We start from the raw sequence: 11971 nt of genomic DNA on the forward strand, positions 1-11971 counted from the left end.
TAGAGTAGTATTTTGTCATGATGTACACATATCAAGGATTGAGCCCTAAAGCATTACATGAACCTTGGGATGGCTGGATTGCACCGAATGCAACGGTGATTGGTCAAGCTGAGTTAGGTCGCCAAGTTAGTATTTGGTTTGGTGCGGTTGTAAGAGCTGATAATGGTAAAATTCGGATTGGAAATTTCTCGAATATTCAAGAGAATGCAGTTTTACATACTGATGCAGGTATTGAACTGAATATTGGGGATTATGTGACAGTCGGTCATCAGGCCATGTTGCATGGCTGTACGATTGGAGATAATTCTTTAATTGGTATCAATGCTGTAGTTTTAAATAATGCGGTGATTGGTAAAAATTGTATTATTGGTGCAAATGCATTGATTCCTGAAGGTAAAGTTATTCCTGATAATTCTGTAGTGATGGGATCGCCTGGAAAAGTGATCAAAACTTTAGATGAGCAAGGCGCTGCACGATTACGCTTGAGTGCTTTACATTATGCTGAACATTATAAGAATTTTTTAGTATTGGAAGAGTTTAATTTCTAATAATTACGAATTGATATAGTGCGTTTCTTGAGCCAAGTATATCCTTGGCTTTTTTGTATCTATAAAAAGTCAATAACTCGCTTAGGGCGCTTGAGTGGGGTATGATACTTGACGTTTTTTATCTCTTTTAAGCTAAGGTTTTTGCATGAAGTTGCTTGCATTGGAAACTGCAAATGAGCACTGTTCAGTTTCATTAATTGATGATGTTCAAGAACTCTATTTTCAATTAGATGAGCGACCAAAAGCACAAACGCAAACCATTCTGCCATTAACTGAACAGGCGCTATTACAAACTCAAACTCAATTGGCTGATTTGGCTGCAATTGCGTTTAGTCGTGGGCCAGGTTCATTTAGTGGTGTACGTATTAATGCTGCGGTTGCTCAAGCTTTGGCATGGTCACAAGATTTGCCTGTTATTCCTGTATCAAGCTTGCAAGCGTTAGCGCAAGCTGCATATCGTTTGACAGGATTACAGCAGGTGACAGCTGTTTTAGATGCACGTATGCAAGAAGTTTATATTGCTAATTTTAGTGTAGATGAAAATGGCATTATGCATGCTGTCGATGAAGAAAAATTATTAAATTATGAACAAGCGACCGCATATCGTAAATTTACGGCGATTGGCTCAGGTTCAGAATTGATTAAGCCAAGTCAAATAGACTCGCAAGAGGCTTCCATTCTAAAAACGTCTGCAACAGAAATTCGAGCAACTGCACAAGACATTGCAACAATTGCTCGAATTTATGCTGTACAAAAAAAATGGGTTGATGCTGAGCATGCACTCCCTGTGTATTTACGTGATGATGCATGGAAAAAAATTCCAGAACAAAGTAAAGCGAATTAAGGTTAATTATGGATCTTTTATTGCTATTTAAAGCAGCAATTATGGGTTTGGTGGAAGGGATTACCGAATTTCTACCGATCTCAAGTACAGGGCACTTGATTCTAGCAGGGCAGTTGCTAGATTTCTGGACGCTTGAAAAGCGAGAAATGTTTGCTGTTGCAGTACAAATTGGTGCAATTGCAGCGGTTATCTATGAATACTGGGGCAAGCTGTGGGGCGCATTAATCGGAGCACTCACAGGTCAAGAACAAGGTCGCCGTTTAAGCCTGAATTTAATTATTGCTTCTATTCCAATTGTGATTATTGGGTTGACCTTTGGTGATGTGGTAAAGGCTTATTTGTTTAATGCAGTTACGGTCGCAATTGCGCTCATTGTCGGTGGTTTCATTATTTTATGGGCTGAACGCCGCCAGCATAAAATTATAAGTCCTGAAGTTGAGGATTTGACATTCAAGCAGGCAACGCTGATTGGTTTGATTCAATGTTTTGCGTTAATTCCAGGGACTTCACGTTCTGGTTCAACCATTATTGGTTCATTATTCTTAGGTATTTCACGTAAAGCAGCGGCTGAATTTTCATTCTTCCTCGGTATTCCTGTATTGATGGGAGCTGGTTTACTGGATATGTATAAAATGCGTCATGAGTTACATAGTAATGATATGGCTATTTTAGCAGTTGGAATTATTGTTGCCTTTGTTTCAGCTTTGATTGTAATTCGTGCATTAATCCGTTATGTCTCTAAGCATGATTTCACCGCTTTTGCTTACTACCGTATAGTCTTCGGTTTATTTATTTTGGCGACATGGTGGACAGGTTGGGTGCATTGGTAATGCAGATGATCTGTTGGTATCAGGCGGAGTACGCGGAGCAATTTCAAAAACTTCAAACCCGTTTAGCAGGTTTGAATGTTGAATTAAAAGGTCAAATCGTTGAAAAAGTGAATGCGCGTTTCCTTCGTCTGAATCCAGAAATGGCTTTGGTTTTAGATGAGGATGGACTCAGTCTGGCTGCGAATGGGATGAAAATGCAACCGGATTGGCGTGCTGAAATTCCTCGTTTAAAACGAGCCAGTCTGAAATCCGAAATGATCGCAAGAGCATGTCAGTTGGGTGAAAAACCTAATTTAATTGATGCAACAGCTGGCTTAGGCCATGATAGTTTATTGATGGCTTATTTGGGTGCTGATGTGCGTTTAATTGAACGTCATCCCATCCTATTTGTATTATTAGAATATACCAAAGCCCAAGCAGAACGAGATCCTTTTCTGCAATCTGTTATGCCACGGATTCAACTCATTTATGCTGATTCAACTGATTATTTACATGGATTAAAGCAGCGAGATGAACAGATCGATGTCGTTTATTTAGACCCGATGTTCCCACAGCGAGATCAAAACCACCAAGCACAAAAGAAACAGGCACAGGTCAAAAAGCAAATGCAATTATTGCATATGTTATTACCTGAAGATGGTGAAATGGATTTAGGTGATGAATTACTGCATCTTGCCAGTAAAATCGCTAAGCGCGTTATTGTAAAACGACCACGACATGCTGTTTATTTGGCTGATCAAACTCCAGATCATCAATGGCTAGGTGATGCTTGTCGTTTTGATGCATATTTTCCCAAAAGTTCAACTTAACTTTCATCCAAGTGATTGTTTAGCTTAGGTGAATGCTCGGTAAAGATTTGTGATATAGTGCAAAAGCATGATTGATAAAAAATTCTTGTCGAGCTTAAATGAAGGAAAGACATTGTTCCTTTTAGGAAAAGTCATATTCATTTGATAAAAGATAGACATATTTTCAATCTAAGCTTGAAAAGAGAAATACCCGAAGAACTTTATGATCGACCTCAAACCTTCCATTAATATCTGGCATGATTTTAAAAGTAACCAAATTGCTGGAATGTGGTTGTTCCTTGGGTCTCGACGTTCCTTACAGATTGTTCATCCATCAATTACCCAGCTCATTATTTGGGGTATTTTAGGTGGTTGTACCAACTCACTTTATAGCTGGTTGGTGGCAGGGCAAATTGGTGAGTTCAACCCTCAAGGTTTGATTGGTTACGCACTGTGGCCTTTTATTGCCTTAATTGTGGGGATTTTCCTTTCGCAACGCATGAACCAAGCCCGTTTAATGCTTGTACCTGCATTATTATGGTTAGTGCTTGATACCAATATCTTATTATTACAGTGTTTGATCCAATATTTAGGTTCAAATGGCTATCTAAATTTCATTCCCGATTCAATCTATAATGGTTTCTTACCACCATTATTTGTTGGACTATTTGTTTGGCAAAGTCTGGCTGTGATTTGGGTATTTTCACGGGCATTAAATTGGCCGTGGTGGGAGCGTGCTTTAGTTTTTATTGCGACTATTGCAACCATGGTGGTTTGGCAGCTTTCGGTAAAAGATCAACCGATTTGGAAAGTTGAAGAAACACCACCAAGTTTTGCTGAAGATGCTTTTTATGCGCAAAGTCATGTGTTGGACAAAGCTTTAGATCAAATCCAATATGGTGATATTGCGAAAAGCCATTGGTATTTTATGGGCGTAGCTGGGGATAGCTACGCTGATGTTTTCAAATCTGAAATTGAGCGCATTAGAGAGCAATTTGATACTCGTTTTGGAACGTTTGGACGTTCCATTATGTTGATTAATAATCCTGCGACACGTTTAGATGTTCCAATTGCGTCTAAAACCAGTATTGAGTTAGCGTTGCGTCGGATTGGTCAGCAGATGAACCGTGATAGCGATGTATTATTTCTTTATATGACATCCCACGGTGAGCGTAATCATTTTGAACTCGAAAATGCACCATTAGAGTTAGGGCAAGTCGACCCGAAATGGCTACGTGAAACGCTCGATAAATCAGGTATTCGTTGGCGAGTGATTGTAATTTCAGCGTGTTATTCAGGAAGTTTTATTCCAGCATTACAGTCACCTGAAACCTTAATTATTACTGCTTCAGCCGCAGATAAAACCTCTTTTGGTTGTAATAATGAAGCGGATTACACTTATTTTGGTCGTGCTTTCTTCGATTTGGCGATGCGTGAACAATCCTCAATGAAAAAAGCATTTGATCAGTCTAAACAAACTGTGACACAGTGGGAAACAGCTCAAGGATTTGAACCATCCGAGCCGCAATGGGCTATCGGTCGTAACATGGAATTGATGTTGCCACAACTTGAGCCGTATTTATTCCCAACGCAAAATATCACAACAACAGACATTACAAAAACACAGGATAATCAACATGCAGCTACTGCAAAAAAATCGTTGTTTTGAAGGTGAACAGCGTATTTATCAACTGGAATCACAGCATCTTAAAGGTTTAACCAAAGTTGGAGTGTATTTACCTCCTGCTGCTTTAGAAGGAAAGCCTTGCTCAGCATTATTTTATCTTGCGGGTTTAACTTGCACTGAAGACACCTTTGCGGTTAAAGCACATGCACAACGTATGGCAGCTCGGCTGAGTTTGATTCTAATTAGCCCTGATACCTCTCCGCGTGGAGAGGGAGTTGCGCAGGGTGATCATTGGGATATTGGTCAGGGTGCAGGCTTTTATATCAATGCAATTCAACAACCTTGGGCTGAACATTACCAAATGGAGTCTTATTTGGTTGATGAACTTTATGCACATATTTTACAAGCATTTCCGATTATTGAAAGTCAGATTGGAATTTTTGGACATTCAATGGGTGGGCATGGTGCGTTAACCTTGGCATTTAAATACCCAGAACAATTTAAATCAGTTTCAGCTTTTGCTCCGATTTGTGCGCCGAGTATTTGCCCATGGGGTGAAAAGGCATTTAGCCAATATTTAGGTGCGGATCAACAGCAATGGTTAGCGCATGATGCAACCGCCTTAGTTCAGCAAAAGGGTGGAATCTTTGAGGAAATTTTAATTGATCAAGGTCTAGAAGATCAGTTTTATGCTCAATTAAATCCTGAAAAGTTTAAGCAAGCTTGTCTAGAAGCAGGGCAACATTTAACTTTACGCCAGCACAAAGGCTACGATCATGGTTATTACTTTATTCAAAGTTTTATTGATGATCATCTGCAATTTCATGCGATTCAGTTAGAAAAGGGAATGGCTTAAAAAAAAGAAGCTCGATTGAGCTTCTTTTTAATGATGCTGCCAATCAACAATAAACTCTTGTTGTGCCATACGATTTAAATGATCAATAACCACCTGTTCTAGACGAGCAACGTCTTCTTGCTGATTTTCAATCAATACATCTAAATGCTGTTCTTGTGGTGTAAGCGTCACTGTTGCTGTCGGCATAAAAATTTTTGAATACAGCTCAGTCTCTGATACTTCAAATTTGTGCTTCCAGTGATTCAATAAACGTTTACTGATACGTTTACCATCGTGAGTTGTAATTTGTGTCGTACTATTCATTTTTTAACTGCATATGATTTCACCATTAAAAATAGCAAAATCATATGCATTTAAAAACAGTATTCATGCAACGTGTTGTTGCAAGTTTGCAATGTCGTAATCGTATCTTTGTAACAGCCTAAAGCCGATGAATTTGTTATAATTCAATTATCATTTTTCAAAGTTTGCCAGGTCGTCCATGTCCAAGCCTTATTTAATTGCGCCTTCGATTTTATCTGCTGATTTTGCACGTTTAGGTGAAGATGTAGAAAAAGTTTTAGCTGCGGGTGCAGACGTTGTGCATTTTGATGTCATGGATAACCATTATGTACCAAACTTAACTTTTGGTGCAGGTATTTGTAAGGCATTGAAAAATTATGGAATTAAGGCGCCAATTGATGTGCATCTGATGGTTTCACCTGTTGATCGTATGATCGGTGATTTTTTGGAGGCAGGAGCAGATATTATTACTTTCCATCCAGAAGCAACGGATCATATTGATCGTTCTTTACAACTGATCAAGGCGGGTGGTGCTAAAGCAGGTTTAGTTTTCAATCCAGCAACCCCTTTACATTATCTTGATTATGTTCTCGATAAAGTAGATCAAATTTTATTGATGAGTGTGAACCCTGGTTTTGGTGGGCAAAAATTTATTCCAATGACATTGGAGAAGCTTCGCCAAGCACGAAGAATCATTGATGCCAGCGGTCTTGATATTCGCTTAGAGGTTGATGGTGGCGTCGGTCCAGCAAATATTCGTGAAATTGCTGAAGCGGGTGCGGATATGTTTGTAGCTGGTTCTGCAATTTTTGGTAAACCTGACTATAAGACTGTAATTGATCAAATGCGTGCAGAATTAGCTCAAGTTGGTGCAAAAGAAATTTAGTGTTTTCATACTATTTTTCACATAAGGTTGTGGATAACTTTGTTTATAACTGGGTGGATAACCGTGTTGATAAGCAAGTGGATAAGATGTTGTTAAAATAAACAAAATGATTTCAGTTGTTTATATTCTCAACAAAAATATCAAAAAAGGACAAATTTTTGTCCTTTTTTTGTGCGTCAAGTCCTTTATTTTGCTTTATTTTTGTTCATAACGTATTTTATTATTTTTCGCTTGATAAATCGGCAATTCTGTTGCTTAAATGCAAGGAATTAGCATAATTGAACATAAAGTAGATTGTGCATAAGATAGAAAGAAATTATGCTAAGTAAATCGCATGCATTTGATGATTGATCCAAGGATATTTAGTGCAACTTCATAAAAAATACAAGCATCTATGGTTTGTATTCCTGATGATATTTTTCATCGGGGGAAGCGCTGCGTCTATTGCAGCAGTCCAAAAGATTCAACTTGATCAAAAGATGTCTACAGCGCAAGTGATACCATGTCATGATCAACAGATGACACGTCCGCATCATCAAATGGATATGTCGCATGATGTAACCAATGTGGTTAAATGCCCTGATGGGCAAATGCAAGATCAGCAACATTGCCCCGATTGTAATAATATTTCACATTGCCAAACGATTAATTTTGCACTCGATCAACAAATTCCAAGCCTGTCTGTTTCACCTTTTTTTGAGCTAAACACTTATAAAAATACTGAGTATCAAGCTCGTCATCTTGCAGGGCATTGGCAAGAAATTTTACGTCCTCCTAGAACCTAATCTGTCTTAGAAGCTCTTTTTCGCTTCAACGAGCGAGTTAAAAATAGTTCACAGATTAGGAAAATATTATGTCCTCAAAAATATATGCTGGTGTCATTGCTGGCTTAAGTCTAATTTTTGCGCCTTATAGTTTGGCTGCAATAAAAGAATATCATCTGAACATTAATCAAGGAATGGTCAATGTTACCGGAAAACCTGTCAAACGTATTACGGTAAATGGCAAATTTATTGCGCCGTTATTAGAGTTTGAAGAAGGGGATGAAGCGGTCATTCATGTGCATAATCAACTCAAAGATCAAGATACGTCATTACATTGGCATGGATTGCTTTTGCCAGGATTGATGGACGGTGTACCCGGTTTTAATGGCTTTCAGGGCATTAAGCCAAAGAGTGATTTTACCTATCGTTTCAAGGTGCGCCAAAACGGAACTTACTGGTATCACGCGCATAGTAAAGGACAGGAACAGGATGGTTTATATGGTCCTCTGGTGATTTATCCAAAAGGAAAACAGCCTGTTGCCGCATATGAAAAAGCTGAGCGTGATTATGTGGTGATGTTGTCTGATTTTCATGAAACGGAAAGCGACAAGATCATGGCAAATTTGAAGAAGTCGGCTGAGTATTACCAAAACCAACGTGAAACGGTGGGTGATGTCTGGAAGCAGGTGAAACAAGACGGTTTAAAAGCAACGTGGCAAGATCGTTCGATGTGGAACCAGATGCGGATGCTCAAAACAGATTTATCTGATGTCACTGGTTATACTTTCTTGGTGAATGGGAAAACACCTCAACAAAATTGGACAGGCGCTTTTAAAATGGGTGAAAAGATTCGTTTGCGCTTTATCAATGCGTCAGCCATGTCTTTTTTTGATGTGCGTATTCCCAACCTAAAAATGACAGTCGTTAGTGCCGATGGTCAGCCAGTGAAACCCGTTCCTGTGGATGAGTTTCGTATTGGCACAGCAGAAACTTATGATGTGTTAGTGGAACCTAAGCAGGCACATTATCAAATTGAAGCTGAATCAATCGACCGTTCTGGTTTTGCAATTGCTTCATTGCACAATAGCATGACACCGAATACGCAAAAGGTTCAGATTCCTAAAGCGCGCCCACGTGCATTATTGACGATGGAAGATATGGGCATGGATCATGGTTCGCATGGTCAGATGGATATGAGCAAAATGGACCATGGTTCAGATCAGCCAGTGAATATGGCCAATATGAATCATAGTCAGCATCAGATGCCTCAAGGTAAAGCACCAGTTACACCGATGCAAAAAATAGCGATGGATCATCGCTCACATGAAAAAATGGACATGTCGAAAATGGATCATAGTTCACATGGTCAGATGAACATGTCGGGTATGGATCATAGTGCACACGGTCAGATGGATATGTCAGCTTCAGCAACGCCCTCAGATCATAGCCAACACCAGATGGTGGTATCTTCTGAAAAAACAACTTCAGATACCGTTCAGGGCTGGGCGAATGCAGCAACACCAATCGGTCAGAAAGCCTTAACTTATGCAGATTTGAAGTCGTTGCAATCACAACCTGAGCGTTATAGTCGTCCAGCAGAGCGAGAATTGGTGATTCGTCTTGGGGGCACGATGGAGCGTTACATCTGGACGATTGATGGTAAAAAGTTTAGTGATCCTGACTTCAAACCTTTAACCGTGCGTTATGGCGAACGTATCCGTCTCAAATTTGTGAATGAAAGTATGATGGCGCATCCAATGCATTTACATGGCATGTTTATGCAGTTGGAGAATGGTCAGGCACCGCAGGATATGCCAAATAAACATACGGTGATCGTGCCGCCGGGCAAAACTGTTACAGCTCTACTGACTGCGGATGAGCTCGGTGAATGGGCGATTCATTGTCACCTGTTATACCACATGAGTGCGGGCATGATGAGTAAATTGATTGTCGCAAATGTCGATGGCAGTAACGTTTCACAAACTATGTCCGTTCAACCTACTCAAGGAGCGAGCCATGCACATCACTAAGCAAGCTTCTACGATGAAACGCTATACACAATTATTGGCAATTGGTGGCATGGTTTCTTGTTTGAGTGTATTTGCATCTGCACATGAGGGGCATGATCAAATGATGCAAATGGATCAGTCGGTACAACAGAATATATTGATGGAGACATCATCTCCTGTTGATCATTCAGAACATCAACCTGAATTAAAGCAAGTACCATCTGATATTCAACATGATACACATGATCATCATCGTGAACATGGTGGACAAATTTATCAAGCCACAGCGATTAAAAATGCATGGATCGTTGATGACAATGGTCGAGGCAGTGCCAGTACTGAGCTAAAAACATGGGTGGGAAGTGATAAAAATAAAATATTCATTCAAGCACATGTTGAAAAAGCAGAATCGGAAAAAACTCAAACCGAAACAAAGCTGTTATACAGCCGCAATGTTGCTGACTTTTGGGATGTACAAACAGGTGTTCGTTATCAATATCAGCCTGAGCAAAAGCATAATAAAAATCAATGGGACGCGGTATTGGGATTACATGGTCTAGCGCCGTATTTTTTTGAAACCGAAGCCTATATTTATGCAGGTCAAAACCAACGCTGGCAACTGAGTTTGGAAACAACACGCGATGTATTATTTACGCAAAAGTTGATTGCTCAACCCTATTTGAATGCAGATGTAATATTCAATGATGAGTCAAGTTATGCAAATAAATCTGGATTATCTAAACTTCAGATAGGTCTGCAAACGCGTTATGAAATCAGTAAAAAAATCATGCCATTTATTGATGTCGCTTATGCATACAACAAAGGTTTGAAACAAACCGAATTACAGTCGGCTACAGACAGTAAAAAAGGTTGGCTATATGGTTTGGGACTTACGTTAAAGTTCTGATCCTTTGTCTAAAATGTCACTTCCCTGAGATACTGTTGGTTTATACTGACAGTATCTTTTTTGAGTCATTCATGGTGCATAAATGGCTTTAGAACAACAAGACAATTTAATAACTGATAAAGCAAATGAATCTCTAAGTCGGAGAGAGAAAACACAAAATTTGATAACTCAATTTGACGGTGTTCCACGTGATGGCAGTATGAAAGTCAGTTTTTATTATATTCCACACATGAGTAGTTTGGTGGAAGTACAACGGATTCGAAAAGCATTATTGCCATTTGCTGAAATTTTAGTTGAACATAGTATTGATTTAGATACACGTCATCTAACCTTATATCATCATTATGGAATTGATGAAGTGACAATTGCTCTAATTCGCTTGAGCTTGGGAGCTGAGTTACAACAAACTTTGTCACATTATGAACCTTTAGAAATGAATACTTTGAATACAGATACTGCAACTTTACATGACCATAAAGTTGAGCCGCAGGATAATTATTTAAGTGTTTTAGGTCATTTTTTAATTTCATGCTTCAATCATTTGAAGCAATGGATAAAATGCTTACAGAGAAAGAAGGATAATTAAGCATGCCAAGATGGATGTATGGCGTACTAGGATTGGCTATTGCATGGTTGGTTTGGACACAGGTATTAAAACCAGCGCCAAATATTAGTCAAATGACCACTCAACAAGGCGTACAAATTAATGCATTGGAGCATTATGAAGGCGCATTTCGTGTGCTTTCTAGAGAAGACTACAATTTAGGGCGTGAAGCTGAATTTTCACCAATGGATATTGCTGTTGGTTGGGGAGATATGGCAAATCCGCAGATCTATAAACAAATTGATGTATCACAAAGTAATCGTTGGTATCACTGGCGTATAGATCATCAACTGCCTATTTCTTTGCGAGAAATCGCAACGCATAGTGCCAATATGCATCTGGTTCCTGCCAACGCTTATGTCGCATCTCAAATGAAAAAAATTAAAAAAGATGATTTAGTCTATTTAAAGGGTTCTTTAATCGAAATCCAGACAAAAGATGGCTGGCATTGGAAAAGTTCTTTATCCCGTGAAGATACAGGAAACGGGGCATGTGAGCTAATGCAGGTCGATCAGATTTCATGGCAGTAAATCTTAACCTTAGATAAGCTTTTAATTTTTAAAATACTGCACTGGAATCCATACATAACCTTTCACATAATCTCGAAATTTTACAGTACACTGCTTTTCCTAAGAGGACGACCTCACTTCAAAAGCATCACGTTGGGACGACCCAACTCTTGTTAAGGTTGAGTGTGAAAAATGGCATGGGCAATTTTAATTTTGGCGGGTATTTTTGAAGTCATTTGGGCATACTCAATGAAAATGTCTGAGGGCTTCACACGCCTCACTCCAAGTGTGGTTACGATCATTTTTATGATTTTAAGTGTCGTATTGTTGTCAATTGCAATGCGATCGTTGCCTTTGGGTACAGCTTATACGGTTTGGACGGGAATTGGTGCGATAGGATCATTTATTGTTGGCATCATGGTTTTAAATGAACCGATGACTGCGATGCGAATGATTGCTGCAATATTAATTGTATCTGGCTTAATGCTGATGAAATTGTCATCAAATTAATGGTTTA

The 11971-nt window shown here is 39.2% G+C and carries 14 protein-coding genes; 13 read left to right on the plus strand and 1 reads right to left on the minus strand.

The genetic code is table 11. The features are described 5' to 3' along the window. Positions 1 to 20: 20 nt before the first annotated feature. From CDG55_RS04145 to fghA, 6 genes are all read left to right on the plus strand, one after another. Positions 21 to 548: a gamma carbonic anhydrase family protein gene (locus CDG55_RS04145; protein WP_162620855.1), complete on the plus strand. Its 528-nt coding sequence runs from the start codon at positions 21 to 23 to the stop codon at positions 546 to 548. 145 nt (positions 549 to 693) lie between these two features. Next, positions 694 to 1392, plus strand: a complete 699-nt coding sequence (gene tsaB, locus CDG55_RS04150) for a tRNA (adenosine(37)-N6)-threonylcarbamoyltransferase complex dimerization subunit type 1 TsaB (protein WP_087536803.1) — start codon at positions 694 to 696, stop codon at positions 1390 to 1392. Between the two features lie 8 nt (positions 1393 to 1400). Continuing rightward, positions 1401 to 2222 (plus strand): undecaprenyl-diphosphate phosphatase, encoded by an 822-nt coding sequence (locus CDG55_RS04155; RefSeq protein ID WP_087536804.1) that lies wholly within the window; start codon positions 1401 to 1403, stop codon positions 2220 to 2222. After that, a complete protein-coding gene (locus CDG55_RS04160) occupies positions 2222 to 3031 on the plus strand; it encodes a class I SAM-dependent methyltransferase (RefSeq protein ID WP_087536805.1) in 810 nt (269 codons plus the stop codon). Before CDG55_RS04155 ends, CDG55_RS04160 begins: the two co-directional genes overlap by 1 nt. 202 nt (positions 3032 to 3233) lie before the next feature. Beyond that, on the plus strand, positions 3234 to 4679 hold the full coding sequence (locus CDG55_RS04165; RefSeq protein WP_087536806.1) for a C13 family peptidase: 1446 nt from the start codon (positions 3234 to 3236) through the stop codon (positions 4677 to 4679). Then, complete coding sequence (fghA, locus tag CDG55_RS04170) at positions 4648 to 5493, plus strand: S-formylglutathione hydrolase (protein ID WP_087536807.1); 846 nt, start codon at positions 4648 to 4650, stop codon at positions 5491 to 5493. Before CDG55_RS04165 ends, fghA begins: the two co-directional genes overlap by 32 nt. A 27-nt stretch (positions 5494 to 5520) precedes the next feature. Here fghA and CDG55_RS04175 read toward each other — a convergent pair whose 3' ends face one another. After that, positions 5521 to 5796: a DUF2218 domain-containing protein gene (locus CDG55_RS04175; RefSeq protein WP_087536808.1), complete on the minus strand. Its 276-nt coding sequence runs from the start codon at positions 5794 to 5796 to the stop codon at positions 5521 to 5523. 178 nt (positions 5797 to 5974) lie between these two features. On the opposite strand from CDG55_RS04175, the gene rpe reads away from it, so the two are divergent. The 7 genes from rpe to CDG55_RS04210 all read left to right on the plus strand — a co-directional run bounded on the left by rpe (position 5975) and on the right by CDG55_RS04210 (position 11964). Continuing rightward, entirely contained in the window at positions 5975 to 6661 is a 687-nt protein-coding gene (gene rpe / locus CDG55_RS04180) for a ribulose-phosphate 3-epimerase (RefSeq protein ID WP_087536809.1), read from the plus strand. Positions 6662 to 7026: 365 nt separating this feature from the next. Beyond that, complete coding sequence (locus tag CDG55_RS04185) at positions 7027 to 7446, plus strand: hypothetical protein (protein ID WP_087536810.1); 420 nt, start codon at positions 7027 to 7029, stop codon at positions 7444 to 7446. Positions 7447 to 7514: 68 nt separating this feature from the next. After that, entirely contained in the window at positions 7515 to 9455 is a 1941-nt protein-coding gene (locus tag CDG55_RS04190; protein WP_087536811.1) for a copper resistance system multicopper oxidase, read from the plus strand. Further along, a complete protein-coding gene (locus tag CDG55_RS04195) occupies positions 9442 to 10341 on the plus strand; it encodes a copper resistance protein B (protein WP_087536812.1) in 900 nt (299 codons plus the stop codon). Before CDG55_RS04190 ends, CDG55_RS04195 begins: the two co-directional genes overlap by 14 nt. A gap of 82 nt (positions 10342 to 10423) precedes the next feature. Continuing rightward, positions 10424 to 10927 carry a hypothetical protein gene (locus CDG55_RS04200; RefSeq protein ID WP_005158697.1) on the plus strand — a complete coding sequence of 168 codons (504 nt, stop codon included), beginning with the start codon at positions 10424 to 10426 and terminating at the stop codon, positions 10925 to 10927. A 2-nt stretch (positions 10928 to 10929) separates the two neighbouring features. Then, entirely contained in the window at positions 10930 to 11475 is a 546-nt protein-coding gene (locus tag CDG55_RS04205) for a hypothetical protein (protein ID WP_005158695.1), read from the plus strand. A 171-nt stretch (positions 11476 to 11646) separates the two neighbouring features. Beyond that, complete coding sequence (locus tag CDG55_RS04210) at positions 11647 to 11964, plus strand: DMT family transporter (RefSeq protein ID WP_005158692.1); 318 nt, start codon at positions 11647 to 11649, stop codon at positions 11962 to 11964. Positions 11965 to 11971 lie beyond the last annotated feature (7 nt).

The organism is Acinetobacter sp. WCHA45, assembly GCF_002165255.2.
Classification (GTDB): Bacteria; Pseudomonadota; Gammaproteobacteria; order Pseudomonadales; family Moraxellaceae; genus Acinetobacter.

Coding starts and splice junctions, on each gene's coding strand:
- CDG55_RS04145 (WP_162620855.1), top strand. CDS start 21: ATGTACACATATCAAGGATTGAGCCCTAAAGCATTACATGAACCTTGG.
- tsaB (WP_087536803.1), top strand. CDS start 694: ATGAAGTTGCTTGCATTGGAAACTGCAAATGAGCACTGTTCAGTTTCA.
- CDG55_RS04155 (WP_087536804.1), top strand. CDS start 1,401: ATGGATCTTTTATTGCTATTTAAAGCAGCAATTATGGGTTTGGTGGAA.
- CDG55_RS04160 (WP_087536805.1), top strand. CDS start 2,222: ATGCAGATGATCTGTTGGTATCAGGCGGAGTACGCGGAGCAATTTCAA.
- CDG55_RS04165 (WP_087536806.1), top strand. CDS start 3,234: ATGATCGACCTCAAACCTTCCATTAATATCTGGCATGATTTTAAAAGT.
- fghA (WP_087536807.1), top strand. CDS start 4,648: ATGCAGCTACTGCAAAAAAATCGTTGTTTTGAAGGTGAACAGCGTATT.
- CDG55_RS04175 (WP_087536808.1), bottom strand. CDS start 5,796: ATGAATAGTACGACACAAATTACAACTCACGATGGTAAACGTATCAGT.
- rpe (WP_087536809.1), top strand. CDS start 5,975: ATGTCCAAGCCTTATTTAATTGCGCCTTCGATTTTATCTGCTGATTTT.
- CDG55_RS04190 (WP_087536811.1), top strand. CDS start 7,515: ATGTCCTCAAAAATATATGCTGGTGTCATTGCTGGCTTAAGTCTAATT.
- CDG55_RS04195 (WP_087536812.1), top strand. CDS start 9,442: ATGCACATCACTAAGCAAGCTTCTACGATGAAACGCTATACACAATTA.
- CDG55_RS04200 (WP_005158697.1), top strand. CDS start 10,424: ATGGCTTTAGAACAACAAGACAATTTAATAACTGATAAAGCAAATGAA.
- CDG55_RS04205 (WP_005158695.1), top strand. CDS start 10,930: ATGCCAAGATGGATGTATGGCGTACTAGGATTGGCTATTGCATGGTTG.
- CDG55_RS04210 (WP_005158692.1), top strand. CDS start 11,647: ATGGCATGGGCAATTTTAATTTTGGCGGGTATTTTTGAAGTCATTTGG.